General features: G+C 64.7%; 28 protein-coding genes. 9 read left to right on the top strand and 19 right to left on the bottom strand.

The annotated features are described in order from the left end of the window. Positions 1–102: 102 nt before the first annotated feature. Together ACKODO_RS09105 and ACKODO_RS09100 are read right to left on the bottom strand one after the other, a co-directional pair. A complete protein-coding gene (locus ACKODO_RS09105; RefSeq protein ID WP_408983121.1) occupies positions 103–474 on the bottom strand; it encodes a cell division protein ZapA in 372 nt (123 codons plus the stop codon). A 3-nt stretch (positions 475–477) separates the two neighbouring features. After that, on the bottom strand, positions 478–747 hold the full coding sequence (locus ACKODO_RS09100; RefSeq protein ID WP_408983120.1) for a DUF4164 family protein: 270 nt from the start codon (positions 745–747) through the stop codon (positions 478–480). 264 nt (positions 748–1,011) lie between these two features. Here ACKODO_RS09100 and ACKODO_RS09095 point away from each other — a divergent pair, with 264 nt between their 5' ends. Next, positions 1,012–2,928: a propionyl-CoA synthetase gene (locus tag ACKODO_RS09095; protein WP_408983124.1), complete on the top strand. Its 1,917-nt coding sequence runs from the start codon at positions 1,012–1,014 to the stop codon at positions 2,926–2,928. A gap of 3 nt (positions 2,929–2,931) precedes the next feature. Here the strand turns inward: ACKODO_RS09095 and ACKODO_RS09090 are convergent, their stop codons facing one another. Together ACKODO_RS09090 and ACKODO_RS09085 are read right to left on the bottom strand one after the other, a co-directional pair. After that, positions 2,932–3,495, bottom strand: coding sequence for a PIN domain-containing protein (locus ACKODO_RS09090; protein WP_408983119.1), 564 nt, complete (start codon positions 3,493–3,495; stop codon positions 2,932–2,934). A 78-nt stretch (positions 3,496–3,573) separates the two neighbouring features. Then, entirely contained in the window at positions 3,574–4,251 is a 678-nt protein-coding gene (locus tag ACKODO_RS09085) for a DUF1013 domain-containing protein (RefSeq protein ID WP_408983118.1), read from the bottom strand. Between the two features lie 128 nt (positions 4,252–4,379). Here ACKODO_RS09085 and ACKODO_RS09080 point away from each other — a divergent pair, with 128 nt between their 5' ends. Further along, complete coding sequence (locus tag ACKODO_RS09080; RefSeq protein WP_408983117.1) at positions 4,380–4,607, top strand: DUF1192 domain-containing protein; 228 nt, start codon at positions 4,380–4,382, stop codon at positions 4,605–4,607. Between the two features lie 404 nt (positions 4,608–5,011). Beyond that, positions 5,012–5,563, top strand: a complete 552-nt coding sequence (locus tag ACKODO_RS09075; protein WP_408983116.1) for a DUF1465 family protein — start codon at positions 5,012–5,014, stop codon at positions 5,561–5,563. 124 nt (positions 5,564–5,687) lie between these two features. Here ACKODO_RS09075 and rpmE read toward each other — a convergent pair whose 3' ends face one another. After that, on the bottom strand, positions 5,688–5,918 hold the full coding sequence (gene rpmE / locus ACKODO_RS09070; RefSeq protein WP_408983115.1) for a 50S ribosomal protein L31: 231 nt from the start codon (positions 5,916–5,918) through the stop codon (positions 5,688–5,690). 178 nt (positions 5,919–6,096) lie between these two features. Here rpmE and ACKODO_RS09065 point away from each other — a divergent pair, with 178 nt between their 5' ends. Then, positions 6,097–7,884: an ABC transporter transmembrane domain-containing protein gene (locus ACKODO_RS09065; protein ID WP_408983114.1), complete on the top strand. Its 1,788-nt coding sequence runs from the start codon at positions 6,097–6,099 to the stop codon at positions 7,882–7,884. Here the strand turns inward: ACKODO_RS09065 and ACKODO_RS09060 are convergent. From ACKODO_RS09060 to ACKODO_RS09010, 11 genes are all read right to left on the bottom strand, one after another. Further along, a complete protein-coding gene (locus tag ACKODO_RS09060; protein WP_408983113.1) occupies positions 7,874–8,335 on the bottom strand; it encodes a GNAT family N-acetyltransferase in 462 nt (153 codons plus the stop codon). The two genes, ACKODO_RS09065 and ACKODO_RS09060, sit on opposite strands and share 11 nt — an antisense overlap. After that, on the bottom strand, positions 8,332–9,348 hold the full coding sequence (locus tag ACKODO_RS09055; protein WP_408983112.1) for a peptidoglycan -binding protein: 1,017 nt from the start codon (positions 9,346–9,348) through the stop codon (positions 8,332–8,334). Before ACKODO_RS09055 ends, ACKODO_RS09060 begins: the two co-directional genes overlap by 4 nt. Then, positions 9,348–10,328, bottom strand: a complete 981-nt coding sequence (locus ACKODO_RS09050) for a flagellar motor protein MotA (protein ID WP_408983111.1) — start codon at positions 10,326–10,328, stop codon at positions 9,348–9,350. Before ACKODO_RS09050 ends, ACKODO_RS09055 begins: the two co-directional genes overlap by 1 nt. A 79-nt stretch (positions 10,329–10,407) precedes the next feature. After that, positions 10,408–11,220: an inositol monophosphatase family protein gene (locus ACKODO_RS09045; protein ID WP_408983110.1), complete on the bottom strand. Its 813-nt coding sequence runs from the start codon at positions 11,218–11,220 to the stop codon at positions 10,408–10,410. Between the two features lie 86 nt (positions 11,221–11,306). Next, positions 11,307–11,975, bottom strand: coding sequence for a thiamine phosphate synthase (locus ACKODO_RS09040; protein WP_408983109.1), 669 nt, complete (start codon positions 11,973–11,975; stop codon positions 11,307–11,309). Positions 11,976–12,066: 91 nt separating this feature from the next. Next, positions 12,067–13,134, bottom strand: coding sequence for a class II fructose-bisphosphate aldolase (fba, locus tag ACKODO_RS09035; RefSeq protein WP_408983108.1), 1,068 nt, complete (start codon positions 13,132–13,134; stop codon positions 12,067–12,069). Between the two features lie 163 nt (positions 13,135–13,297). Then, positions 13,298–14,524 (bottom strand): phosphoglycerate kinase, encoded by a 1,227-nt coding sequence (locus ACKODO_RS09030; RefSeq protein WP_408983107.1) that lies wholly within the window; start codon positions 14,522–14,524, stop codon positions 13,298–13,300. Next, the gene (locus ACKODO_RS09025; RefSeq protein ID WP_408983106.1) at positions 14,521–14,931 is read right to left on the bottom strand and encodes a hypothetical protein; all 411 of its coding nucleotides are present in this window, start codon (positions 14,929–14,931) and stop codon (positions 14,521–14,523) included. Before ACKODO_RS09025 ends, ACKODO_RS09030 begins: the two co-directional genes overlap by 4 nt. A 54-nt stretch (positions 14,932–14,985) precedes the next feature. Then, positions 14,986–15,996, bottom strand: a complete 1,011-nt coding sequence (gap, locus tag ACKODO_RS09020; RefSeq protein WP_408983105.1) for a type I glyceraldehyde-3-phosphate dehydrogenase — start codon at positions 15,994–15,996, stop codon at positions 14,986–14,988. Between the two features lie 60 nt (positions 15,997–16,056). Further along, positions 16,057–18,045, bottom strand: coding sequence for a transketolase (gene tkt / locus ACKODO_RS09015; RefSeq protein WP_408983104.1), 1,989 nt, complete (start codon positions 18,043–18,045; stop codon positions 16,057–16,059). Positions 18,046–18,368: 323 nt separating this feature from the next. Further along, positions 18,369–18,563, bottom strand: coding sequence for a YdcH family protein (locus ACKODO_RS09010; protein ID WP_408983103.1), 195 nt, complete (start codon positions 18,561–18,563; stop codon positions 18,369–18,371). Between the two features lie 191 nt (positions 18,564–18,754). On the opposite strand from ACKODO_RS09010, the gene ACKODO_RS09005 reads away from it, so the two are divergent. The 5 genes from ACKODO_RS09005 to ACKODO_RS08985 all read left to right on the top strand — a co-directional run bounded on the left by ACKODO_RS09005 (position 18,755) and on the right by ACKODO_RS08985 (position 22,025). After that, positions 18,755–18,973: a YdcH family protein gene (locus ACKODO_RS09005; RefSeq protein WP_408983102.1), complete on the top strand. Its 219-nt coding sequence runs from the start codon at positions 18,755–18,757 to the stop codon at positions 18,971–18,973. Between the two features lie 146 nt (positions 18,974–19,119). Further along, positions 19,120–19,581, top strand: a complete 462-nt coding sequence (purE, locus tag ACKODO_RS09000; RefSeq protein WP_408983123.1) for a 5-(carboxyamino)imidazole ribonucleotide mutase — start codon at positions 19,120–19,122, stop codon at positions 19,579–19,581. Beyond that, a complete protein-coding gene (locus ACKODO_RS08995) occupies positions 19,581–20,645 on the top strand; it encodes a 5-(carboxyamino)imidazole ribonucleotide synthase (protein ID WP_408983122.1) in 1,065 nt (354 codons plus the stop codon). The genes purE and ACKODO_RS08995 overlap by 1 nt, the downstream gene beginning before the upstream one ends. 136 nt (positions 20,646–20,781) lie before the next feature. Then, a complete protein-coding gene (rpsU, locus tag ACKODO_RS08990) occupies positions 20,782–21,012 on the top strand; it encodes a 30S ribosomal protein S21 (RefSeq protein ID WP_408983101.1) in 231 nt (76 codons plus the stop codon). 146 nt (positions 21,013–21,158) lie between these two features. Next, on the top strand, positions 21,159–22,025 hold the full coding sequence (locus ACKODO_RS08985) for a tetratricopeptide repeat protein (RefSeq protein ID WP_408983100.1): 867 nt from the start codon (positions 21,159–21,161) through the stop codon (positions 22,023–22,025). 3 nt (positions 22,026–22,028) lie between these two features. On the opposite strand, the gene ACKODO_RS08980 is transcribed toward ACKODO_RS08985, so the two are convergent. The 3 genes from ACKODO_RS08980 to ACKODO_RS08970 form a co-directional block, all read right to left on the bottom strand. Further along, positions 22,029–22,883: an alpha/beta hydrolase gene (locus tag ACKODO_RS08980; RefSeq protein WP_408983099.1), complete on the bottom strand. Its 855-nt coding sequence runs from the start codon at positions 22,881–22,883 to the stop codon at positions 22,029–22,031. Positions 22,884–22,961: 78 nt separating this feature from the next. Next, complete coding sequence (locus ACKODO_RS08975; protein WP_408983098.1) at positions 22,962–24,362, bottom strand: NAD(P)(+) transhydrogenase (Re/Si-specific) subunit beta; 1,401 nt, start codon at positions 24,360–24,362, stop codon at positions 22,962–22,964. Between the two features lie 5 nt (positions 24,363–24,367). Continuing rightward, on the bottom strand, positions 24,368–24,805 hold the full coding sequence (locus tag ACKODO_RS08970) for a proton-translocating transhydrogenase family protein (RefSeq protein WP_408983097.1): 438 nt from the start codon (positions 24,803–24,805) through the stop codon (positions 24,368–24,370). Between the last annotated feature and the right edge of the window lie 30 nt (positions 24,806–24,835).

The following is a 24,835-nucleotide window of genomic DNA, read 5'->3' as shown; positions in this document are numbered from 1 at the left end:
CGGTTATCGCCAGATATGTGTCCCATCCCGCGATTCTAGCAGATCACAGAGACGACCGGAATCCCGCGCGACTTTCCACACGGTCTGCTTGAATTATGTGCTTTACGCGTCCCGATCCTCGCCCGACAGCGAACGCGCGATGCGCTCCACCCGCTCGCTGAGGCTCATGATCGCCTGCGCGATATCCGCCTCGCGCTGGTTGCCGAGCTGGCTCGCATTCTGAACGGCGGCGCGGCTCGCCGCGACCTCTTCCGCTGCGGCGGCAGTCTTGCGGCGCTCCTCGCTCACCTCGTCGGCCAGCATCAGCCCGGCCATGACCGCGAGGCGCAGGTCGCCGATATCGCCGAAACTCTGGCGCATGCCCTTGATGCGGCCATCAAGATCGGCGGCCAAAGCCTCAAGATGCGCCTCCTGTCCGTCCTCGCACGCCATGCGGAACTGCTTGCCGTCGATCGTCACGCTGACCTGCGCCACGCCCTAGCCCCCCGCCAGCCCGGCCTTGACCTGCGCGATGGCGCGATCGAGGCGGGGCAGACAATCGCGCAGCGCCTGATCCGCTTCAAGGCGCGCAACCGTTTCCAGGTCGAGCATCTCCGCGAGGTGATGGCGGTCTTCCCGCATCACCGCCAGTTCGGTTTTGAGGGTCGCGCGGACACGATCGGCCTCGACATGGCGGATGGCCGCCGCGTCGAGCCGGTCGAGCGCCGTGCTGAGCCGGCTCAGCGCGTCGGCGACGGGGTCCGACATGCTTGGGTCTCCGCACCGGGAAGTTTCCGCGAAGCGAATCGCGAAACGCTTCATGCTTTCGTCTGAATTCAGTTGAAACTAGGCGTGGAATGCGGGCGGAGCAACGGTTTTGGCGCCTGGTCCCCCTCGAAATGATGAGCCGGCACCCCTTGCACAAAGCGGGGCGGGAATGACAATCCTCTTTCAGAACAAGCCGGAAGGGCAGGTGGAGGCGGTTTCGCAAGCAGCCGCCCCCGCCGGAATGGAACAGGGGAGGATGACATGATGGCTCAGGCTTCGCGCTATCACGCGATCTACGAGGGCTGGCGCAAGGACCCGGAAGCCTTCTGGCGGGAGGCCGCCGCAGCGCTCGACTGGATCGAGCCGCCCCGCGCGATCTTCGATGCGAAAGCTGGCGCCTATGGCCGCTGGTTCCCCGATGCCACCTGCAACACGGCCGCGAACTGCCTCGATCGGCACATCGCACAGGGGCGCGGCGACCAGCTCGCGCTGATCCATGACAGCCCGATCACCGGCAGCGCTTCCTCGCTCACCTATTCGGAGCTGAAACGCGAGGTGGATCTCCTGTCCCACATGATCCGGGGCTTTGGCCTCGAGAAGGGTGATCGCGCGATCATCTACATGCCGATGATCCCCGAAGCGGTGGTTGCCATGCTGGCCTGCGCCCGGCTCGGCATCATCCATTCCGTGGTGTTCGGTGGCTTTGCCGCGCATGAGCTCGCGACCCGCATCGACGATGCGAAGCCGAGGCTGATCCTCACCGCGTCCTGCGGTGTCGAGCCGGGCCGCGTGGTGACCTACAAGCCGCTGCTCGATCGTGCGATCGACGAGGCCGCCCACAAGGTTGGCCACGTTCTGCTGTTCCAGCGCCCGCAGGCCAGGGCCGAGATGATCGCGGGCCGCGACCATGATTGGGCCGAGGGGCGCGAGCGGCTCATCGTGGCGGGCGCGGGGCCGGTGGAAGCCGTGGCTCTCAAGGCGACCGATCCGCTCTATGTGCTCTACACCTCCGGCACGACAGGCAAGCCCAAGGGCGTGGTGCGTGACCATGGCGGGCACATGGTGTCGCTCCATTGGTCGATGGGCGCGATCTACGGCATGGAGCCGGGCGAGGTCTTCTGGGCGGCCTCCGATGTCGGCTGGGTCGTGGGTCACAGCTACATCGTCTATGCGCCGCTGCTGAAGGGCTGCACCACGCTGCTCTATGAAGGCAAGCCCGTGGGCACGCCCGATCCCGGCGCCTTCTGGCGCGTCATTTCCGAGCACAAGGTGAAGGTGCTCTTCACCGCGCCCACCGCCTTCCGCGCCATCCGCAAGGAAGACCCGAAGGCGGAACATCTCGGCAGGTACGATCTCGGCGGCTTCCGCGCCCTGTTCCTCGCAGGCGAGCGCGCGGATCCGGATACGGTGAAATGGGCCGAGGATATCCTGCAAGTCCCGGTTATCGACCATTGGTGGCAGACCGAAACCGGCTGGCCCATCTGCGGCAATCCCCTCGGCCTCGGAATCCTGCCGGTGAAACATGGTTCGCCCACCGTCCCGATGCCAGGCTACGATGTTCAGGTGCTGGATGAAGCCGGAAAGCCGGTTGAAGCGGGAAAGATGGGCTCCATCGCCGTGAAGCTGCCGCTGCCGCCGGGCTGCCTGCCGACACTCTGGAACGCCGATGACCGGTTCCGGTCGAGCTATCTTGCGGAATATCCCGGCTACTACAACACGTCGGATGCGGGATATCGTGATGCCGATGGTTATCTCTACATCATGGGCCGCACCGATGACATCATCAACGTCGCGGGCCATCGCCTCTCCACCGGCGGCATGGAAGAGGTGCTCGCCTCGCATCCGGCCGTGGCGGAATGCGCCGTCATCGGCGCGAAGGATTCGCTCAAGGGCGAGGTGCCTCTGGGCTTCGTGGTGCTGAAGGCGGGCGTGAACGCCCTGCCCGGCACCATCGAGCGGGAATGCGTGGGTCTCGTGCGCGATCGCATCGGCCCGGTTGCGGCCTTCAAGACCGCGATCACCGTGAATCGCCTTCCCAAGACGCGCTCCGGCAAGATTCTGCGTGGCACGATGAAGAAGATCGCCGATGGCGACCCATGGACCATGCCCGCGACGATCGACGATCCCGCGATCCTCGGGGAAATCGCTCGCGCGCTTGAGGGGCGTCACCCGGTCGGCTGAGCATCAGGCGGCTTCGGTTTGGCTGTCCAGACTCTCCGGGATGCTGGCGGCTTGGTCACGTGGCAGGCTGAGTTCGGCACTCGTGGCGCCGGGCTGCGAAAAACTTTCGGCTGGTTCCTCGCCGAAATCATAGGCTGTGTCCTGATTCTCGGCCCAAGGGTTGAACACCTCGATGTTGAAGGGCGCGAAGAAGCCGATATTGCGCGTCATCACCACAAGTTCGTGCCGCTTGGCGGTCGCGGCGATCAGGCTGTCATGGTAGGGCAGCTTCAGCCGTCGCTGGCGGGCGGAGGTGAGAACATGGCCCCAGATGACGCTGGTTTCGTAGTCGATTCCCAGCAGGTTTTCGCCCAGCTTCCGGCGGATCTCGCGCATCCAGCCCCGCACGCGCCGCTGCTTGAATTCCTGCGGAAGCTCCGTCACCCCGCCTTCAAGGATGGCAAAGGTCACCATCGAAAGGCGGATATCCTCGAACCAGAGGTCGTCCACTGCCCGCCTCACCTTCCAGTAGGGGCGAGGCAGGTGCAGCTCGCGCAGCACGCAGGTATCGATCAGGGTGCCCGGCATGAAAATCTCCCGCTACACAAACGGAACGGGAGATTAGGCGCAAAATTCTACCTAAAGATGTATTTTATAGTTTTTCTATCAGAAGTTGTCGCTGTCCTCCTCGCGGCGCGGCGATTTCAGCTTGGCGAACACCGTCTCGATATCGAGGTTCGGTTTGCGCTCCGGTGCATCCATGCCGGTTGTGACATCGGCCGGGAGCAGCGTCGCGCCCTGGTCCGGGGCCGGTGCGGGGCGATCCTTGGAGGCGCGGTTCACCTCGAAATCGAGGTCGATCTGCGTGCAGAGCCCCAGCGTCACCGGATCGAGCGGCTGAAGGTTCGTCGAATTCCAGTGCGAGCGCTCCCGCACCGACTGGATAGTGGACTTGGTGGTGCCCACGAGACGGATGATCTGCGCATCCTTCAGTTCCGGGTGGTTCCTGATGAGCCACTGGATCGCATTCGGGCGGTCCTGGCGCTTGGAAACCGGCGTGTAGCGCGGCCCCTTGGCACGCTTGAGATCCGGCAGGCGCACCTTCGATTCCTGCACGCGCATGCGATAATTCGGGTCCTTCTCGGCCGTCTCCAGTTCCTCGCGCGAGAGCTGGCCAGCCTGAACCGGATCCAGGCCGCGCATGCCGGCGGCCACGTCACCATCGGCGATCCCCTGCACCTCGAGCGGATGCAGCGAGCAGAATTCGGCGATCTGGTCGAAGGTCAGCGTGGTGTTTTCCACCAGCCACACGGCCGTCGCCTTGGACATCAGCAGGGTCGCCATCTCGGGCCTCCATCGGGTTGAAGAGGTCGCGTGGTTTCGCCCGCGCCCCCTTCCCGGGGAGGCGCGCAGCGCGTTTCAACGCGATGCCATTTTGGGAATTGCGACCTTATAATGCGCGGAAGATTCGCATGCAACCACGTTTCACGCTGCCAGGACGCGCCATGTTCGATGATCTTGAGCCGACCAGAAGGAAGACCGCCTATGTGCTGGGGCAGGATGTCAGCGCCTTTTCGCTTTCCGATCTCGACGAGACCATGAAGCAGCTCGAGGCCGAGATCGCCCGGCTCGGTGCGGTGCGGAAGCAGAAATCCGCCTCCCAATCGGCGGCCGATGCGCTGTTCCGCAAGCCAGACTGAGGCGAGGCCGTCTTCGGAACCGGTCCGGATTGCGGGGATTGTGCCGGAATTGATGAAAATCCAGTCAACTTAACGAGGCGTCAACATTTTCGGCCTATTTTGAGCCATGTTCCGGTTCGCCGGATCCCGAGTGGCTCCCGCCGCTCTGTTTGACGCCTCCCTGTTGGACTTTCTCAAGGATCGCCTTGATGCGGTCCTTTTTTTTGTGCCGGTGCCCAAATTCGTGGTTCCTCTCATTGCGCCGCCTTTCTCCGCCCATTTTCAAACACCGAGAATGCCATCTGTTAACCGTGAATGAACCGTTAATTTCCGGTCCGGCCGGTTTGGTGCTGTAATTGCTCCTAATCCGTCATCCCCGGCGCCCTGTTCCGAAGTGGCGCAGATGATGTGATGGAGTGAGACAGATGGCCAACGAACGGGATCAGGCGACAATCGAGATTTCGTCCGCCGGCAATGGCGGTGGTTCCGATACGGTTTCGTTCACGCATCGCCTGCTGGCGAGCGAGAACTTCATGCTGCTTTTTCGCGAGGGAATGTCGCTGGTGGAGGCGACGGCTGCCTATCTCGATGGCGAGGGCCGCGCCGACAGCCGTTGCCTGGCGCGCCCGGTCGCGCTCGCCTATGCCAGCGAGAGCATGCGGCTGACGACGCGCCTGATGCAATTGACATCCTGGCTTCTGCTTCAGCGTGCCGTGAATGAAGGTGAACTCTCCCGCGAGGAGGCCGAGCGCGAGCATCGCCGCGTGGTCATCGCGCCGCTGGAATCCAGGACGGATGATGCGACCTTCGTGGCGCTGCCGGAATCCCTGCGCAGCCTCATCCAGCGTTCCAACAGCCTGCATGCACGCATTCAGCGCTTCGATCGGGACCTGAAGTCGGAGCCCGAACCGGCCCTCTCCGACAATCCCGTGGCGAGCCAGCTGGGCATGCTCGCGGCGGCCTTCCAGCGCCGCTGAAGGCGTGTTCTTCAGCCGGGCTGGGAATCTCTCGCCTCCCCGGCCTGTGCCCCAATCAAAAAAAGCCCGCGTTTGACGCGGGCCTTTCCGATCTCAGGCAGGGCCTCTCGCGAGGCCTCGCCGCTTACTTCTTGCCGAACGAGATGCCGGCGAATTTCTGGTTGAACTTCGAGACGCGACCGCCGCGATCCTGCAGGGTCTGCGTGCCGCCGGTCCAGGCCGGATGGGTCTTGGGGTCGATATCGAGGTTCAACGTGTCGCCGGCCTTGCCATAGGTCGAACGTGTCAGGAACTCGCTCCCGTCGGTCATCACGACCTTGATGAAATGGTAGTCCGGATGGATTTCGGCCTTCATGGGAGACCCCTCGAAAAAAGTGGCGCGGCCCAACGTTTCCGCTCGCTGCCGCGCCCGTGAAGCTCAGCGCGGCGAGGCTATACATGAGAGCGCTTGACGGAACAAGCCGTGTTGAGGGACATCCTGCCCCGAAGACCGACACTGACCCTTCCTCCGCAGCCGAGGCCGCCTCCAGCCCATGAGCGAAACCGTCCTTCCTGCCGCCCCGGCAAGCCCGAAGAAGCCTCGTGCCGATTTTTCGGCGCTGCGGCGCATGCTTCCCTTCCTCGTGGCCGAAAAACTCTACATCGCGCTTGGCCTCGCGGCCCTCGTGGTGGCGGCGATCGTGACGCTGGCGATCCCGCAGGCCGTTCGCCGCGTCGTCGATTTCGGCTTCACGCCTGAGACGAGCGGCCTGATGGATGCCTATTTCGGGATGATCGTGGCGCTGACCGCCCTGCTCGCGATCTCCTCCTCGCTGCGCTACTATTTCGTCATGACGATCGGCGAGCGCGTGGTGGCGCGCATCCGCCGGGCGGTTTTCGACCGCGTGATGACGCTCGACGGCGCCTTCTTCGATACCGCGCGATCAGGCGAGATCGTCTCGCGCCTCACGGCGGATACCACGCAGCTGAAATCGACCTTCGGGGCCTCTGCTTCCATTGCCCTGCGCAATCTCATCCTGCTCATCGGGGCGGTGGTGATGATGGTTGTCACCTCGCCGAAGCTCGCGGCCATGGTGCTGCTCGCCATCCCGGCGATCGTGCTGCCGCTGGTCGCGGCGGGTCGGGGTGTGCGCAAGCGCTCGCAGGCCGCGCAGGATACCTTGGCCGAGGCCGCCTCCTTCGCCACCGAACGCATCGGCGCGGTGCGCGTGGTGCAGGGTTTCGGCGGTGAACGCGCAGCCATGGGCCATTTCGGCGCTGCCGTGACCAGCGCCTATGATGCGGCCCGCGCCGCCACGCTCAGCCGCGCGATCCTCACCTCCATCGTGATCTTCCTCGTTTTCGCGAGCATCACTTTCGTCCTCTGGACCGGCGCGAAGGCGGTGATGGCTGACGAGATGACCGCCGGTCGTCTCTCGCAATTCGTACTCTATGCGGTGTTCGCGGCGAGTGGCCTCAGCCAGCTTTCGGAGGTCTATGGCGAACTCGCGCAGGCCGCCGGTGCCGCGCAGCGCCTCGGCGAACTGCTCGCCACCGTGCCGGATGTGAACGACCCCGAGAAGCCGGTTGATCCCATGCGGCCGCCGCGCGGAGAGATTCGCTTCGACAACGTCACCTTCGCCTACCCCACAGCGCCGGACAGGCGTGTTCTCGGCCCGCTTTCCGTGTCGATCCGGGCGGGCGATCGGCTCGCGATCGTCGGGCCCTCCGGGGCCGGCAAGACCTCGATCTTCCAGATCCTCATGCGCTTCTACGATGTCACGGGCGGCGCGATCTTCATCGATGGAGTGCCCATCCACGCCATGCGCCTCGCCGATCTGCGCGCGCTGATCGCCGTGGTGCCGCAGGACCCGGTGATCTTCGCCGGCACGATTTTCGAGAACATCCGCCTCGCGCGGCCCGAAGCCGGCGACGAGGCCGTGCGGCAAGCAGCGGCGCAGGCGGCCGTGCTGCCTTTCGCCCAGAAGCTGGAACAGGGTCTCGAAACGCGGATCGGCGAGCGCGGCATCACGCTCTCGGGCGGCGAGCGCCAGCGCATCGCCATCGCCCGCGCCATCCTCAGGGATGCGCCGATCCTGCTCCTGGATGAAGCCACCTCCGCGCTCGATGCCGAGAACGAGCGGATGGTGCAGGAAGCTCTGGGCCGGGCCATGCAGGGCCGCACCGCGCTGGTGATCGCGCATCGTCTCGCGACCATCCGTGATGCCGATCGCATTCTCGTGCTGGAAGAGGGGATGATCGCCGAAGCGGGCAGCCACGAGGTGCTTCTCGCCCGCAATGGCGCCTATGCGCGGCTCGCCAACCTGCAATTCACGGCATAAGGGGCGAGCCGTCCCAATCCATGCGAAAGGTGGGCAGGCCGGAATAGGGGCTTGTTCCCTCGCCCACGATCTTGAAGCCCTCCTTGTGGTAGAAGCGCACCGCGCGCGGATTGCCCTGCCCGACGAACAGCGTGAGATGCCCGCGAGATTGCGACTTGGCATCCTCGATCAGCAGTTTCGAAACGCCATCCCCCCAGCGCGCGGGCAAGACCGCGATGATTTCCAGTATGCCGCTGTGTTTTTCCACGAGGGTGAACCCCACGCGCGCGCCGGACATCTCCGCGACGCGCAGGCGATAGCGACCGGTCTCGGCCTCCCGCAACTGCTCTTCCACAAGCGCCCGGCGCTGGCTGAAGTTCACGCCCGGATAGATTTCGGACCACGCGGCCTCCCAGATTTCGGCCATCATGGCGTGATCGGAAGGTGATCCGTTGCGGAGATGGATGCTCATCGCTCGGTGATCTTCAGTTCGAGGCGGCGGTTGCGGGCCAGTGCTTCCGGCGTGTCGCCGAAATCGATGGGGGCGAATTCGCCGAAGCCCGCCGCGACCACGCGATGAGGCGAGACGCCCTTTTCCACGAGATAGCGCACCACGGCGATGGCACGGGCGGCGGAAAGCTCCCAGTTGTCCTTGAACTGCCCCGCGCCGGAAAGCGGGCGCTTGTCCGTATGGCCGTCGATCCGCGCGATCCAGGCGAGATCCGGCGGGATTTCGCGCTCGAGGTTCTTCAGAAGCTCCGCGAGCTTGTCCAGTTCGCCAAGGCCGGTCGCGGCGAGAACCGCCTCGCCCGAGCCGAAGAAGATCTCCGACTGGAAGACGAAGCGATCCCCCACAATCCGCACATCCGGTCGCGTGCCCAGCACATTGCGCAGGCGGCCGAAAAAGTCCGAGCGGTAGCGCGTCAACTCCTGAACGCGCTGGGCCAGCGCCACGTTCAGGCGGGAGCCCAGTTCGGCGATGCGCGTCTGAGCATCCTTCTCACGACCCTCGGCCTGTTCGAGCGCGCCCTCCAGCGCCTGCAATTGCTGGCGCAGCGCGCTAATCTGCTGGTTGAGGAGGCTCACCTGTTCCAGCGCGCGCTGGGCAACGGTTTTCTCATCGGCCAGTTGCTGGCTCAATGTGCCCAATTGCTGCTCGCTCTGCCCGGCATTGGCGGCAAGGCCCGCGAGCCGCTCGCGCTCGGCCTCGGCACGCTGCAGCGTGGCCGAGAGGCTGAGAATGCGCTGCTCGCCCTCCACCTTCGCCGAGCGTTCGAGCGCCAGCAGGTCGGAAAGCTCGGAAAGCTGGCGCGCGAGGCGTTGCAGCACGTCTTCCTTGCCGGCCATCTCCCGCCCGATGAAAAACTGGCCGAGCATGAAGACCGCGATGAGGAAGGTGAAGACCAGCAGCAGCGTCGACAGGGCGTCGACGAAGCCTGGCCAGTCATCGATCTGCCGGTCGCGCGCGCGGCGGGAAAGGGCCATCACGGGCCTCGTTTGTTGTTCAGCGCATCCTGATCGCGCGAAAGCTTCTCCAGAAGCTTTTTCACATCCGCCTGCTGAATGGCCTGCGCCTCCACCCAGGAGCGGATCATCTGCTGCTCGTTGCGCATATGCTGCACGAGGCCGTGCAGGCCTTCCGCGAGGGCTGCCAACGCCTGTGTCGCATTGCGCCCCGCGCCGGCGTCGTTCACCGCGCGCGAAATGCCGTCAAGCGCATGGCGCAGGTCATCCTGCGTGCCGGCGCTCGCGGCGCTGTCCTGCACGGAGGACGAGAGCCATTCCTCAAGATCGTAGAAGAAGCGGCTCTGCGCCTGCCCGGCCTGCAGGTCGAGGAACCCGAGGATCAGCGAGCCGGCGAGCCCGAAAAGCGAAGACGAGAACGCAATGCCCATGCCACCCAGCGGAGCGGCGAGGTTGCGCTTGAGTTCATCGAAAAGGGCATTGTTCTCGCCGGCGCTCGGCAGTTTCTCGATGACGCCGCCAATCGAGGAGACCGTCTCGATGAGGCCCCAGAATGTGCCGAGCAGGCCAAGGAAGATCAGCAGACCGGTGAGGTATCGTCCGATATCGCGGCTTTCATCCAGCCGTCCGCCGATGGAATCGAGCACCGAGCGCAGGGTGAGGGTGGAGATGCCGGCCCGGCCCGCCTTCTCGCCGAGGAGCGCGGCCATGGGTGCGAGGAGGATGGGGTCGGCCACGGGCCGGAGTTCCTCGCCCGCGCGGCGCGCATTCACCCAGCGGATTTCACGGTAAAGCCGGACGACCTGCGCGAAGGCGAAGACCACGCCCAGAAGCAGCACGAGGCCGATCAATCCGTTGAGCAGCGGGTTGAACCAGAAAGCCTCGAGAATGCGCCGCTGCAGCACGAAACCCAGAACGCCCGCCAGGGCCAGAAACACCACCATCCGGAACAGGTAGAGCCCCGGTGTCGAAAGGGCTTGGCTCTCGCGCACGCTCGCCATGAATCCTCCGGTCGCCTCGCAACGGGGCGCAGTCAACCGTGTTCGGCGCGGATTGGCAACCCGGATGGCTTCGGGACGATCAGCCGCGCGCGACGGCGAGAAGCTCGCGCACCGGTTCGGCCAGCGTGGCATTGGCCGCGAAGACCGAGCGCTTCGCAAAGATATCCGGCGAACCATCGACCGCGCTGACAAGGCCGCCCGCCTCGCGCACGAGGAGGATGCCGGCGGCAATGTCCCACGGGGAGAGATTGTGCTCCCAGAACGCATCGAAGCGGCCGCAGGCGACGAAGACGAGATCGAGCGCCGCCGAGCCCATGCGTCGCACGCCGGCGACGCGCGGCATGATGCCGGCGAGTTCACGCAGGAACAGGCCATGGTCGCCGCGCAGGGCATGGGGAATGCCGCAGCCGATCACGCTCTCCGAGAGTTCCCGCGTCTGCGACACGCGCAGGCGGTAATTGTCGCGGCTCGTCGGGCCCATCGCGAAGGCGCCCGCGCCCTTCTCGGCCACGAACATCTCTTCGGTGACGGGGTTGTAGACGAGCCCCGCGACGATCTCGTTCTCGCGTTCGAGGCCGATGGAGATCGCGAATTGCGGCAGCCCGCGCAGGAAGTTCGTCGTGCCATCGAGCGGGTCGATGATGAAGCGGTGGGACTTGTCCGGCCCCTCCACCACGCCGCGCTCCTCCATCAGGAAGCCATAGCCCGGCCGCGCGCGGGAGAGCTCCTGATAGAGGATATTCTCGGCGCGCTTATCCGCTTCCGAGACGAAATCGCCGGGCCCCTTCTTCGAGACCTGCAGGCTCGGGATTTCCGCGAAATCGCGCTTCAGGGCCTTGCCGGCCTTGATGGCGGCGGCAGTCATCACGTTCATCAGCGGCGAGCGGATCATGGAGAAGGGTCCAATCGGGACGCGCGGCGATTGCGCGCAGGGAATATCGGAAGGGAGCGCAGGCTTGCCCCGGCTTGCGTTGATTTTCAACCCCGCGAGGCGAGGTCCGGCGCAGATGACCGTTCCACGCGTTCAAGCACGTTCGATTTTGCGATGCGGCGCGCCTCGGCGAGCAGGGCGGCCGGGTCCTCTGCCTCGAACAGCCACGGGCCGACGGCAATGAACTCCGTGCCCGTCGCGGTAAGCGGCGCGACCGAATCCAGATCCGGCGCATAGGCCACGCAAGGCACGTTGAAAATGGTCGCCCACCATTCCGCACGTTCGATGGTCTGCGCGAGCGGCGGCACGAAGCCATCCGCGCGCGGCTCTCCGAACATCACGTAATCGATGTCGCGCTCGCCGGCTTCCATGGCCTCGTGGCGCGAGCGAAGCCCGCCCACGCCGAGGATGCGCTGCGGTTTCAGCGCCTCGACCAGTGCGCCGAGATCATCCGAGGCCTGCGCATGCACGCCATCGAGCCCGAGCCGGGCCACGAGCCGCGGGTCCTTCGGCGCGGCCATCAGGCAGGCGACATTCGCATCCTGCAGGGGTTTGGCGAGGATTTCGAGCTTGCGCTTCAGCGCCGCATCGCTCTCGGCGGTGACGTTCAGCCACGCCACGGCCAGCGCGCCGGTGGAGGCGAGGGCCCGGAAGCGGGGAAGGAAGGGCGCTGGATCGTCGATCTGGGGCGCGATGAGCATGAATTGCGGAACCATGCGCATTCCTATCGCACGAAAGCGGGCACTTGAAAACGAAAGCGCGGGCGCAGCTTTCCGCTGGCCCGCGCCGGATGGTGGTGCGGTGCCGTCACGCGATCTTCGGATCGAGCGCACCCCTGGCATAGAGCTTCGCCATCTCCGAGAGTGGCAGCACCTTCTTGATCTTCGGGGCCTGTCCGGCGGTATTGAACTCCTCCAGCCGCTGGCGGCAGAGCTTCGTCATCGCTTCCATGGCGGGCTTGAGATACTTGCGCGGATCGAACTCGCCTGGCTCCTCCGCGAAGATGCGGCGGATCTGGCCGGTCATCGCCATGCGGTTGTCGGTGTCGATGTTGATCTTGCGGACGCCGTTCTTGATGCCGCGCTGGATCTCTGCCACCGGCACGCCCCAGGTCGGCTTCATCTTGCCGCCGTACCGGTTGATGATGTCCTGCAATTCCTGCGGCACGGAAGACGAGCCATGCATCACGAGATGCGTGTTCGGCAGCTTCCTGTGGATTTCCTCGATGACATGCATGGCAAGGATCGCGCCATCGGGCTTGCGCGAGAACTTGTAGGCGCCGTGGCTGGTGCCCATGGCGATGGCGAGCGCATCGACCTTGGTTTCCTGAACGAATTTCACGGCCTCATCCGGGTTGGTGAGAAGCTGATCGTGAGAAAGCCTGCCTTCCGCGCCATGGCCGTCTTCCTTGTCGCCCATGCCGGTTTCGAGGGAGCCGAGCACGCCCAGTTCGCCTTCCACCGAAATGCCGCCGAGATGGGCCATCTCGGTCACGCGCTTCGTCACGCCGACATTGTAATCCCAGTCTCCGGGCGTCTTGCCATCGGCCTTCAGCGAACCGTCCATCATCACCGAGGTGAAGCCGGCCTGGATCGCGGTCATGCAGGTCGCGGGCTCGTTGCCGTGGTCGAGATGCACGCAGACCGGGATATGCGGGTAGATCTCGGTCACCGCGTCCATCATGTGCTTCAGCATGATGTCGTTCGCGTAGGAGCGGGCGCCGCGCGAGGCCTGGATGATCACCGGCGCATCGACCGCGTCGCAGGCCGCCATGATGGCCAGCGCCTGTTCCATGTTGTTGATGTTGAAAGCCGGCACGCCGTAATCATTCTCGGCGGCGTGGTCGAGCAGCTGGCGCATCGTGATGCGAGGCATGGTTGTCCTTACTCCCGGGAGTTGACGTGAATGGCCCCGCGCATAGCGCAACCTTGCCGAACCCGCCAGTATGACGATGGGAGAGGCTGAAAATTCCTGACCCAACTGGTAGCACTACTACATTGATCTGTAGTTTAAATAAAAAACCGCCCCAAGGGACAACTCATTGCTTGGTGTCGCGGCCGACTTGTCCCAACGCCTTCACGCCGGGCAGTTCCTTGCCTTCCATCCATTCGAGGAAGGCTCCGCCGGCGGTCGAGATATAGGTCATGTCATCCGCCACGCCCGCGTGGTTCAACGCCGCCACGGTATCGCCGCCACCGGCGACCGAGACAAGCGATCCCTTGGTCGTAAGCGCGGCCGCTTCCTTCGCCACCGCGACGGTCGCGGTATCGAACGGTGCGAGTTCGAAGGCACCGAGCGGGCCGTTCCACACCAGCGTCTTCATGCTCGCGAGCTTCGCCGCAATGGCTTTCGCGGAAGCGGGACCCGCATCGAGGATCATCTCGTCGGCTGCGACATCGTTCACGGAAGCGGCGCGATGCGGTGGGTTCGCCCTGAATTCCTTCGAAAGGAGGCCATCGGTGGGGAGCACGATCTCGCAGCCCGCCGCCTTCGCCTTCTTCTCGATTTCGCGGGCCGTTCCCGCGAGGTCATGCTCGCAGAGGCTCTTGCCCACATTCACGCCACGCGCGGCGAGAAAGGTGTTCGCCATGCCGCCGCCGATCACGAGGCAATCGACGCGTGACACGAGGTTGCCTAGGAGGTCGAGCTTGGTCGAGACCTTCGCGCCCCCCACGATGGCCATCACCGGGCGCTTCGGCTGTCCTAACGCCGCATGGAGCGCGTTGAGTTCGGCTTCCATCGTGCGGCCGGCATAGGCGGGTAGCACCCGCGCGAGGCCTTCCGTGGAGGCATGCGCGCGATGCGCGGCCGAGAAGGCGTCGTTCACATAGGCGTCGCCCAGCTTCGCAAGCGCGGTGATGAAGGCCTCGCCATTCTTCTCTTCCGCCTTGTGGAAGCGCGTATTCTCGAGGCAGAGCACATCGCCATTCTGCATGGCCGCGACGGCCTTTTCGGCCACCTCGCCGATGCAGTTCGCGGCAAAGGCGATCGGCTGGCCGAGGCGCCTCGCGAGTTCATCCGCCACAGGCTTCAGGCTTTCGGCCGGGTTCGCCCGCTCCTCGAAGGTCTCACCCTTGGGTCGGCCGAAATGTGCGAGCAGGATCACCTTGCCGCCCTTGCCCGTGATGTCGCGCAGGGTGGGGAGGATGCGATCGAGGCGCGTGCCATCGGTCACGTGGCCGTTTTCCATCGGCACGTTGAGGTCCACGCGCACCAGCACGCGTTTGCCGGTGGCGGGGAGCTGGTCGAGGGTCTTGAAGCTCATTTCAGCAGGCCAGGGAAAAATTTCAGCAAAAGAACGAAGAGGATGGCGGTGGCGACCGCCGTCACCACGCCCGTCAGCACCAGGCCGCCGAGGCGGGGCACCTTGGCGACCTGCACGCGGAGCCGGTTGACGGTGGTCACGAGTTCCGCCGCATCCACGGAGCGGGCAGCACTCTCGACGCGTGTCGCGGCGCGGTCGAGGCCGTCCTGCGCCCGGGCCACGAGGGCTTCCGTGCGCGCGAACTTCTCTTCCATCCGCGCCATCTTGTCCTCGATCCGGGCGAGCTGGTCGAGCGCCGCGCGGGAATTCGGGGATGGCGTTGCGGTTGCGGCAGGCTTCGGAACGGGGGCAGGGGCCGGTTCCGCAGTCGGGTCGATTCCAAGGTTCGGTTCGATGCGGTCGCTCATGATGCGCCCTTCCTGAGGAATGAAGCGATGCGGATGGCCCCTGCCTTCTCGCGCTCAGATCAGCTTCGCCATCGCGGCGGCGGTATCCGACATGCGATTCGAGAAGCCCCACTCGTTGTCATACCACGACAGGACGCGCACGAACTTGTCGTCCATCACCTTGGTCTGGTCGAGCGCAAAGGTGGAGGAGGCCGGATCGTGGTTGAAGTCCATGGAGACATTCGGCTGATCGGTCGTGCCGAGGATGCCCTTCAGCGGACCGCGCCTCGAGGCCTTGATGATCGCCTCGTTGATCTTCTCGACCGTGGTCTTGCGCCGGGCGATGAACTTGAAATCCACGACCGAGACATTCGGGGTCGGCACGCGAATGGAGGTGCCGTCGAGCTTGCCCTTCAGCTCCGGGATCACGAGGCCGATGGCCTTCGCGGCACCGGTCGAGGTCGGGATCATCGAGAGCGCCGCGGCGCGGGCGCGGTAGAGATCCTTGTGCATCGTATCGAGCGTCGGCTGGTCGCCGGTATAGGCATGGATGGTGGTCATGAAGCCCTGCGTGATGCCGACCGCGTTGTGCAGAACGGCCGCGACCGGCGCGAGGCAGTTGGTGGTGCAGGAGGCATTCGAGACCACGAGGTCCTTCGCCGTCAGCGTGTCATGGTTCACACCAAAAACGATGGTCTTGTCGGCGCCGTCGCAAGGGGCCGAAACCAGCACGCGCTTCGCACCAGCCGCCAGATGCGCCGAGGCCTTCTCCTTGGTGGTGAAGATGCCGGTGCATTCCATGGCGATATCCACGCCGAGTTCCCTGTGGGGAAGCTGGGCGGGGTCCTTGATCGCGGTCACGCGGATGCGCTTGCCGGCGACGATGATGAAATCGCCATCCACTTCCACCGTGGCCGGGAAGCGGCCATGCACGGAATCAAAGCGCAGCAGGTGGGCGTTGGTGGCCACCGGGCCGAGATCGTTGATGCCGACGACCTCGATGTCCTTGCGTTTTGTTTCCACGATCGCGCGCAGCACATTGCGGCCGATGCGGCCAAAGCCATTGATGAAAACCTTCGTGGTCATGATCTTCTCCTTCACGATCGGGGAAGGCGACCATCCGGTGAAGGTCGCCTGAATATGGATTCAGCGCTTCAGCGCCGCCTTGGCCTTGGCTGCCACCGCTTCCGGCGTGATGCCGAAATGCGCGTAGAGCTTGTTGATGGGGCCGGATGCGCCGAAGCCTTCCATGCCGACGAAATGCCCGTCCGATCCGATGATCGCATCCCAGCCCTGCCGGATGGCGGCCTCGATGGCGATCTTCACCTTCGTGCGGCCGATCACCTTCTTGCGATAGGTCTCGGGCTGCGCGGCGAAACGCTCGAAGGAAGGCACGGAAACGACGCGGGCGAGAATGCCCTCGGCGAGCAGCAGCGCGCGCGCCTTCATGGCGAGCGAGACCTCGGAGCCGGTGGCGAAGAGCGTCACCTCGGCGCGCCCCTCCGCCCTGGCGATCTCGTAGGCGCCGAGCGCCGAGAGGTTCTTAGCGCCGTTATCCGTACGCAACTGCGGCAGGTTCTGCCGCGTCAGCGCGATCAGCGAGGGGCGATCCCTGGTGGTCACCGCGAGATCCCAGGCTTCCGCCGTCTCGGTAACGTCGCAGGGGCGATAGACATCGAGATTGGGGATCGCGCGCAAGGCCGCGAGATGCTCCACCGGCTGGTGGGTGGGGCCATCCTCGCCCACACCGATCGAATCATGCGTCATCACATAGATCACGCGCTGGCCCATCAGCGCCGAGAGGCGGATGGAGGGACGGCAGTAATCCGAGAAGACGAGGAAGGTGCCCGAAGCCGGGATGAGCCCGCCGTGGAGCGCGATGCCGTTCATGGCCGCGGCCATGCCATGCTCGCGAATGCCGTAATGCACGAAGGCGCCGTCATAAGCGCCCGCCTTCACAACCGCCATGCCCCTGGTTTTGGTGTTGTTCGAGCCGGTGAGGTCGGCTGAACCCGAAATCAGTTCCGGCAGGGCGGGCTGGATCGCCTCCAGCACCATTTCGCTCGCCTTGCGGGTCGCGACTTCCGGCTTCGTTGAGGCGACTTCTGCCTTGAAGGTCTTCAGGGCTTTCGCGAGGCTCTTCGGCAATTCGCCCGCCATCACGCGCTCGAACTCGGCACGGGCTTTAGGCTTTGCCTTGCCGAGCCGCTCCTGCCAGGCTGCACGGGCGGCCGCACCACGACTGCCCACCACGCCCCAGGCCTTGCGGATATCGGCCGGGATTTCGAAGGGGCCATGCGCCCAGCCGAGCCTTTCCTTCGCGCCCTTCAGTTCTTCCGCGCCAAGCGGCGAACCATGCGAGGAGGATTTGCCCGCTTTGGTCGGCGCGCCATAGCCGATGGTGGTGACGCAGGCGATGAGGCTTGGCTTGTCGCTCGCCTTCGCGCGAAGAATGGCGGCGTTGATCGCCTCCGGGTCATGCCCATCGATGCGCTCGGCATTCCAGCCTGCGCTTTCGAAGCGCTTCAGCTGGTCGGTTGAATCCGAGACGGAAATCGCACCGTCGATCGAGATGCCGTTATCGTCGAACAGCACGATCAGCTTGTTGAGCTTCATGTGGCCCGCGAGCGTGATCGATTCCTGGCTGATGCCTTCCATGAGATCGCCGTCGGAGGCGAGCACATAGGTGTAGTGATCGATAACATAACCGCCGTAGCGCGCCGCGAGAATGCGCTCGGCGAGCGCCATTCCCACCGCATTGCCGAGGCCCTGGCCGAGCGGCCCGGTGGTGGTCTCGACCCCCGGCGCGTGGCCATGTTCCGGGTGACCCGCAGTGATGGAACCGAGCTGGCGGAAATTCTTCAGCTGGTCGATCGTCAACTCTTTCACACCGATCAGGTGGAGGAGCGCATAGATCAGCATCGAGCCATGGCCGGCCGAGAGGACGAAGCGGTCGCGATCAGGCCAGGTCGGGTGCGCCGGGTCGAAATTCAGATGGTCGCGGAAAAGCACCGTTGCGATGTCGGCTGCTCCCATGGGGAGGCCGGGATGGCCGGATTTCGCCGCCTCGACGGCATCCATGGCCAAAGCGCGAATGGCGTTGGCCATCGCATCATGCTCACGACGAGAAATCATCGATCATCCTGCTTTCTGTCATGTCTTTGTCCCGCGGCGCGGTTGTTACCAGCCTGCCCCCGCCTGTCAACGAAATTGGGCAGTTCCCGGGCGGAAAGCATGGCCGTTGCAGCGCGCGGTGCCTAATCAGGCCAATGATCGCCCGGATGATTCCGCAGGCAGGGGCGCAGCGCGATTCGCCCCCCCCCCTTTGCGCTTGAGAAAAACAGCGAAAAATCCGCTCCGGGCGAACACCCGGAGCGGTTCTCCTCGCTAGTGGCGCAGAACCCGTGGTGCCACAATTGCTCGCGGCGAGAACCAGGGTCCTGTTGCCAGGAAAACGCTTAGTGCAGCTGACGATTCTCGTGCGATTTGCCTGTTCGCAGGCGCGTGATCTGGTCTTTCAGAACCAGTTTCTGCCGCTTGATCGAGGCGATGCGCGCTTCGTTCCGGGCGGCATGGGCAAGCTCGTTTCTGAGCTCGTCATCGAGGGCACGATGCTTCCGCTCCAATTGAGCAAGATGCGAACTTTGCGACATGGTCGACACCTCCATTTGTTATGCCGACGAAAGGGAGTGTGGCACATCGGCGATTTGCTGCAAGCGGAATTCGCGGGGCCTTTCCAACGCGCTTAACGCATGTGGACAACCGCTGGGCGGGCGATTAACCAAGTCGAGTTTTGGCCCGGATGCCGTCATTCTGACGCGGTCGGTCATACTGGGGTTCTTTCATGCGTGAGACGCTGAGCGACGAGGAACGCGCACTCCTCCACAGCGAGCTTCACCGCCTGCAGATCGAACACCGCGATCTCGATGCCGCCATCGCCGCTCTGGAACAGCTTGGCGCGATGGATCAGCTTCAGGTGCAGCGCCTCAAGAAACGGAAACTGCATCTGAAGGACCGCCTGATCGTTCTGCAGGATCGGCTTACGCCGGATATCATCGCCTGATCTTGGCAGGATTGGGCAATTCTCTTGCAAAACTGCGGGCTTTCGCCTAACCGGCTGTGCTTTCTCCGGGCGTTCTCGCTTGACCGCCGCCCCTTCTGGAGGAGGCTGACCGCGTGGCCAAAGCCGTTCCCCCCGTCGCCATCATCATGGGCAGCCAATCCGATTGGCCGACGATGAAGCACGCGGCCGAGCATCTCGAGAAGCTGCTGGTGCCCTATGAGGCGAAGATCATCTCCGCGCATCGCACGCCCGAGCGTCTTTTCATCTTCGCCCGCACGGCCAGGGCCCGAGGCTACAGGATCATCATCGCCGGCGCCGGCGGCGCGGCGCATCTTCCCGGAATGGCCGCCGCGATGACCACGCTGCCCGTTTTGGGCGTGCCGGTCGAATCGAAGGCGCTCTCGGGCCAGGATTCCCTGCTCTCGATCGTGCAGATGCCGGGTGGCGTGCCGGTTGGCACGCTCGCCATCGGCAAGGCGGGCGCGATCAATGCCGGGCTCCTTGCGGCGCAGATCCTTGCGCTCAACGATCCCGGGCTCGCGATGCGCCTCGAGGAGTTCCGCGAGAAGCAGACCGCCTCGATCGCCGAAACGCCCGAAGACGAATGATGCTGAAGCCCGGCGCGACCATCGGGATTCTCGGGGGCGGCCAGCTGGGCCGCATGCTCGCCATCGCCGCTGCGCGGCTCGGCTTTCATTGCCACATCTACTGCCCCGAGGCTGGTTCGCCGGCCTTCGAGGTGGCGCAGGCGCATACAATTGCCGCCTATGAGGATGAAGCTGCGCTCGCCGCCTTCGTGGGCAAGGTGGATATGGTCACGCTCGAATTCGAGAATGTGCCGGTTGGCGCCCTGCGCTTCCTGTCGCGACATGTGCCGGTCGCGCCCTCGGCCGATGCGCTCGAAATCGCCCAGGATCGCCTCGCCGAGAAGATCTTCGCCACGAAGCTCGGCCTTGGCACGGCCCCCTTTGCGGATGTGCCGGATGCTGTCGCGCTGGAAGCGGGCCTCGCCCGCATCGGCACCCCCGCAATCCTCAAGACCCGCCGCTTCGGCTATGACGGCAAGGGCCAGGTCAGGATCATGGCACCGGCGGATGCCGCGCCTGCGCTGGCCGATCTCAGAGGCGCGCCAGCGATCCTCGAAGGCTTCATGCGCTTCTCGGCCGAGGTTTCGGTGGTCGCCGCGCGCAAGGCCGACGGGTCTTTCGCCCCCTTCGATGTAACCGAGAACGAACATCGCGATCATATTCTTGATCGTTCCATCGCCCCGGCGCGGGTCTCGCCCGAAACGAGTGCCAAGGCTATCGCCGCCGCGCGCGCGATCGGCGATGGGCTTGGATATGTCGGCACCTTCGCGGTGGAATTCTTCGTGGTGGGCGAGGACGTGATCGTGAATGAGATCGCGCCGCGCGTGCATAATTCCGGCCACTGGACGCTCGATGGCGCGGTCACCTGCCAGTTCGAGCAGCATATCCGCGCGATTGCCGGCTGGCCCCTGGGCGATCCCCGGCGGATCGCGCGGGTCGAAATGCTCAATCTCGTGGGTGAAAATACCGCCCGATGGGAGGCTCTGGCGGCGGAACCGGTCACCAAGATCCACCTCTATGGCAAAGCCGAAATGCGGCCGGGCCGGAAGATGGGCCACGCCACGCGCTTGACGTTCCCAGCCTGAACCTGCCGATAAAGGCGGAATTTTCCCGATTTGCGGCGTGGACAAGCGGTGGGAGCTGTGGTATCCGCCCGACCTCTCGATCAAACTCCGTTTATGCCGGAGCGAAACCGCAATTCCCAGATTGGACGGAGCAAACGTGCAGGTTCTCGTTCGTGACAACAATGTCGACCAGGCTCTTCGCGCGCTGAAGAAGAAGATGCAGCGCGAGGGCATCTTCCGCGAGATGAAGCTGCGCGGCCATTACGAGAAACCGTCCGAAAAGCGCGCCCGCGAAAAAGCCGAGGCCGTCCGCCGCGCCCGCAAGCTGGCCCGCAAGCGCATGCAGCGCGAAGGCCTGATCGCCGCCGCCCCGAAAAAGGCGAAGTGATCCTGCAGGATCGCTTCCCGGTGGCGGTCCTTTCTCGGGTGAACGGTGTTTTCTTCCCATCGGGAGGGAAATGCGTCACAATGTGATCGAGCGTTAAGGAAGGCGTCCGATATCGAACGGACGCTTTTTTGTTGTTGGAGACCGGCATGAACGGGACGATGGCTGAGGCTCTGCCGCAAGGCGGAAAGCGGGCATGGCGTTTTGCGGTGCCCCTGGTGCTGGCGCTCGGGCTTGGCGCGTGCGAATCCGTGACCCCGCTCAACCTGCCGTCGGTCGCGGAGATCGACGATCCCAGCAATGCCCCGGCGCAGCAGGCGAATATCGGCTCTCTGACCGATGTGATCCGCCGCAACCCCAACGATCCGCAGGCCTATAACACCCGTGGCGTGGCCTTTGCCCGCTCCGGCCGGTTCGGCGAGGCCGTGGCTGATTTTTCCCGCGCCATCCAGCTCAATCCGGAATATGCGGCGGCCTACACCAATCGTGGCCTCGCGCATCGCCAGGCCGGGCGCAATGCCGAGGCCCTGACCGATTTCAACCGCGCGATCGAGGCCGATGCGCGCTACTACCCGGCTTATCTCGCCCGCGGAAACCTCAAGCGTGCGCAGGGCAATCTCGGCCAGGCCATCGCCGATCTCGGTGAGGTCATCCGCCTGAACCCAGAAGGCGCCGAGGCCTATCACAGCCGCGGCCTCGCCTATCAGAGCCAGGGCCAGCACAATTTCGCACTCTCGGATTTCGATGGCGCGATCGACCGCAACCCTTACGTCGCGGCCCCCTTCCAGGCGCGCGGCCAGAGCCGTCTTGCGACCGGCAAGGTCGATGATGCGCTGGAGGATTTCAACGCGGCCCTGAACATCGACAACCGCAATGCCGAGAGCTGGGCTTTGCGCGGCGTGGCGCTCAGCCGTCAGGGCAAGAAATCCGACGCGGCCGAGAGCTTCCAGCGCGCCATGGCGATCGATGGCAACAACCGCACCGCCCGCGAGGGCATGCGGATGACAGGTTTCTGAACGTCAGGGGTTCGCCACGAGCCAGCCCAGGATATCCGGCATCGGCCCGCGATCGAGCGGCACGACATGCGGTTCGCCCGGATAGACCTTGCGCGTGATCTGACCCGGCTTCCCGAGTGCTGCGAGTTTCGCTGAATCCTCGACCGGGATCACGCGGTCCTCCGATCCGTGGAAGATGAAGATCGGTTCGTCCACCTGCCGGATGAGCTGGTCTGACCGGAACTGGTCCGCCAGCAGCAGCGAGACCGGCAGCCACGGATAGCTCGCGCGCGCCCGCTCCATCACCGAGAGATAGGGACTGTCGAGGATCACGCCACGCACCTGGGCTTCCGCCGCGAGCCGGAGGGCCACGCCCGTGCCGAGCGATTCGCCGAAGATCACGATCCGTGTCGGCGCGACGCGGCGCGACAGTTCCGCGAGGATCGTCCGGGCATCGGCATGCAAAGCCGCCTCGCTGGGCGCGCCGCCCGAACCGCCATAGCCGCGATAGGACAGGGCAAGCACGCCGGAGCCATCCTGCGCGAGCAGCCCGAAGCGGCCGGCGCGACGGGCGAGCCCGTTCGCATTGCCCTGGAAATAGAGGAAGACCGGCTTGTCATCCTGCCTCGGCGGCAGCCACCAGCCCACCAGTCGGGTTTCATCCGCCGCCGGGATTTCAATCCGCTCGGCGCCAGCAAGGCCGTGATCGCCCGGCGCCTGCCATTCCGGGGCGGGATGGTAGAGGAAGCTCCTCTGGAAAGTCGTCATGTAGCCCGCCGCGCCGAGATAGGCGCCGACAGATACCCAGATGAGCAATCGCAGGGAGCGCCGCCAGAGCGGGGCAGTTGCGGATCTGGCGTTCAGGAGTTGCTCGGTCATGGTCGCAGAAATGGGAAGGCGCCGGGGGCGATCAAGCCCCGTCGGCGCCTGCTGATGGATTCGTGATGCGGTCGCGGGTCAGTGCGCCAGCGCCTTCACCACTTCCTCGGTCACCTTCTTGGCGTCGCCGAAGAGCATCATCGTGTTGTCGCGGAAGAAGAGTTCGTTCTCGACCCCCGCATAACCCGAGCCCATGCCGCGCTTGATGAAGAGCACGGTCTTCGCCTTCTCGACATCGAGCACCGGCATGCCGAAGATCGGCGAGGCCGGATCGGTTTTCGCGGATGGGTTCGTCACGTCGTTCGCGCCGATCACGAAAGCCACGTCGGCCTGCGCGAATTCGTTGTTGATGTCCTCGAGTTCGAAGACCTCGTCATAGGGCACATTCGCTTCCGCCAGCAGCACGTTCATGTGGCCTGGCATGCGGCCCGCCACCGGATGGATGGCGTATTTCACCTCAACGCCTTCCTTCTTGAGCGTATCGGCCATCTCGCGCAAAGCGTGCTGCGCCTGCGCCTGCGCCATGCCGTAGCCCGGCACGATGATGACCTTGGAGGCGTTCTTCATGATGAAGCCGGCATCATCCGCCGAGCCCTGCTTCACCGGACGCTCTTCCTTGGCTCCGCTCGCCGCGGCCGTCTCGCCGCCGAAGCCGCCGAGGATGACCGAGATGAAGCTGCGGTTCATGCCCTTGCACATGATGTAGGAGAGGATCGCACCCGACGAGCCCACCAGCGCGCCGGTGATGATGAGCGCGAGGTTGCCAAGGGTGAAGCCGATGCCCGCTGCCGCCCAGCCCGAATAGGAATTCAGCATCGAAACGACCACCGGCATATCCGCGCCACCAATCGGAATGATCAGCAGCACGCCAAGCACCAGGGCCACGATGGTGATGAGCCAGAAGACGGTGTGGCTCTCGGTGACGATGAAGATCACGATCAGCACCACGAGAATGGTGGCGAGCGCGATATTGATGGCATGGCGCTGCGGCAGCATGATCGGCTTGCCGCTCATGCGACCATCAAGCTTCAGGAAGGCGATGACCGAGCCCGTGAAAGTGAGCGCGCCGATGGCGACGCCGAGGCTCATCTCGAAGAGGCTCGCGCCGCTGATCTTGCCGACCGCGCCGATGCCGAAGGCCTGCGGCGCATAGAGCGCGGCCGCCGCCACGAACACGGCAGCAAGGCCCACCAGCGCGTGGAAGAAGGCCACGAGCTGGGGCATCTTCGTCATTTCCACGCGCTTCGCCATGAAGGCGCCGATGCCGCCGCCGATCGCGACACCGAGGATCGCGAGGCCCCAGCCCGAGAAACCGGAGGGCGGGGAGAGCATCAGCGTCGTCACGGCGGCAATGCCCATGCCGGCCATGCCGTAGAGGTTGCCCTGGCGGGAGGTGGAGGGATGCGAGAGGCCCCGCAGAGCGAGGATGAAGAGCACGCCAGAGGCGAGATAGAGCAGGTTGGCGATATTGGCGCTCATCGGCGTCAGCCCTTCTTCTTGTACATGGCGAGCATGCGGCTCGTGACGAGGAAGCCGCCGAAGATGTTCACGCTCGCCAGGATGAGCGCAATGAAGCCGAAGAGCCGGGCCGAGCCCGCGCCATCCGCCAGAAGCGGCACCCCGACCGAGAGCAGCGCGCCCACCACGATCACCGAGGAAATCGCGTTGGTCACCGACATCAGCGGGGTGTGCAAGGCCGGGGTCACCGACCAGACCACGTAATAGCCCACGAAGATCGCGAGCACGAAGATCGCGAAGCGGAAGACCGTGGGGTCCACCAGGCCGCCGGTGGCGACCGCGGCGGCAGCGCCGCCCGCATCGGCCATCTTCTCGGCGGCGGCGAGCGCGGCCTGCGCCTTGGCGAGCGCGGCTTCCGCGGCAACTTGCGCGGCCTTTGCCTGTTCCAGAGCTGGGTTCGACATGCTTGCCCCTTTCCTGTGCCGGTTCGCGTT

Source organism: Rhabdaerophilum sp., assembly GCF_046092605.1.
Classification (GTDB): domain Bacteria; phylum Pseudomonadota; class Alphaproteobacteria; order Rhizobiales; family Beijerinckiaceae; genus Rhabdaerophilum.
This window is presented reverse-complemented; position numbering and strand designations above follow the sequence as displayed.

Coding starts and splice junctions, on each gene's coding strand:
- ACKODO_RS09100 (WP_408983120.1), bottom strand. CDS start 747: ATGTCGGACCCCGTCGCCGACGCGCTGAGCCGGCTCAGCACGGCGCTC.
- ACKODO_RS09095 (WP_408983124.1), top strand. CDS start 1,012: ATGGCTCAGGCTTCGCGCTATCACGCGATCTACGAGGGCTGGCGCAAG.
- ACKODO_RS09090 (WP_408983119.1), bottom strand. CDS start 3,495: ATGCCGGGCACCCTGATCGATACCTGCGTGCTGCGCGAGCTGCACCTG.
- ACKODO_RS09085 (WP_408983118.1), bottom strand. CDS start 4,251: ATGGCGACCCTGCTGATGTCCAAGGCGACGGCCGTGTGGCTGGTGGAA.
- ACKODO_RS09080 (WP_408983117.1), top strand. CDS start 4,380: ATGCAACCACGTTTCACGCTGCCAGGACGCGCCATGTTCGATGATCTT.
- ACKODO_RS09075 (WP_408983116.1), top strand. CDS start 5,012: ATGGCCAACGAACGGGATCAGGCGACAATCGAGATTTCGTCCGCCGGC.
- rpmE (WP_408983115.1), bottom strand. CDS start 5,918: ATGAAGGCCGAAATCCATCCGGACTACCATTTCATCAAGGTCGTGATG.
- ACKODO_RS09065 (WP_408983114.1), top strand. CDS start 6,097: ATGAGCGAAACCGTCCTTCCTGCCGCCCCGGCAAGCCCGAAGAAGCCT.
- ACKODO_RS09060 (WP_408983113.1), bottom strand. CDS start 8,335: ATGAGCATCCATCTCCGCAACGGATCACCTTCCGATCACGCCATGATG.
- ACKODO_RS09055 (WP_408983112.1), bottom strand. CDS start 9,348: ATGGCCCTTTCCCGCCGCGCGCGCGACCGGCAGATCGATGACTGGCCA.
- ACKODO_RS09050 (WP_408983111.1), bottom strand. CDS start 10,328: ATGGCGAGCGTGCGCGAGAGCCAAGCCCTTTCGACACCGGGGCTCTAC.
- ACKODO_RS09045 (WP_408983110.1), bottom strand. CDS start 11,220: ATGATCCGCTCGCCGCTGATGAACGTGATGACTGCCGCCGCCATCAAG.
- ACKODO_RS09040 (WP_408983109.1), bottom strand. CDS start 11,975: ATGGTTCCGCAATTCATGCTCATCGCGCCCCAGATCGACGATCCAGCG.
- fba (WP_408983108.1), bottom strand. CDS start 13,134: ATGCCTCGCATCACGATGCGCCAGCTGCTCGACCACGCCGCCGAGAAT.
- ACKODO_RS09030 (WP_408983107.1), bottom strand. CDS start 14,524: ATGAGCTTCAAGACCCTCGACCAGCTCCCCGCCACCGGCAAACGCGTG.
- ACKODO_RS09025 (WP_408983106.1), bottom strand. CDS start 14,931: ATGAGCGACCGCATCGAACCGAACCTTGGAATCGACCCGACTGCGGAA.
- gap (WP_408983105.1), bottom strand. CDS start 15,996: ATGACCACGAAGGTTTTCATCAATGGCTTTGGCCGCATCGGCCGCAAT.
- tkt (WP_408983104.1), bottom strand. CDS start 18,045: ATGATTTCTCGTCGTGAGCATGATGCGATGGCCAACGCCATTCGCGCT.
- ACKODO_RS09010 (WP_408983103.1), bottom strand. CDS start 18,563: ATGTCGCAAAGTTCGCATCTTGCTCAATTGGAGCGGAAGCATCGTGCC.
- ACKODO_RS09005 (WP_408983102.1), top strand. CDS start 18,755: ATGCGTGAGACGCTGAGCGACGAGGAACGCGCACTCCTCCACAGCGAG.
- purE (WP_408983123.1), top strand. CDS start 19,120: ATGGGCAGCCAATCCGATTGGCCGACGATGAAGCACGCGGCCGAGCAT.
- ACKODO_RS08995 (WP_408983122.1), top strand. CDS start 19,581: ATGCTGAAGCCCGGCGCGACCATCGGGATTCTCGGGGGCGGCCAGCTG.
- ACKODO_RS08985 (WP_408983100.1), top strand. CDS start 21,159: ATGAACGGGACGATGGCTGAGGCTCTGCCGCAAGGCGGAAAGCGGGCA.
- ACKODO_RS08980 (WP_408983099.1), bottom strand. CDS start 22,883: ATGACCGAGCAACTCCTGAACGCCAGATCCGCAACTGCCCCGCTCTGG.
- ACKODO_RS08975 (WP_408983098.1), bottom strand. CDS start 24,362: ATGAGCGCCAATATCGCCAACCTGCTCTATCTCGCCTCTGGCGTGCTC.
- ACKODO_RS08970 (WP_408983097.1), bottom strand. CDS start 24,805: ATGTCGAACCCAGCTCTGGAACAGGCAAAGGCCGCGCAAGTTGCCGCG.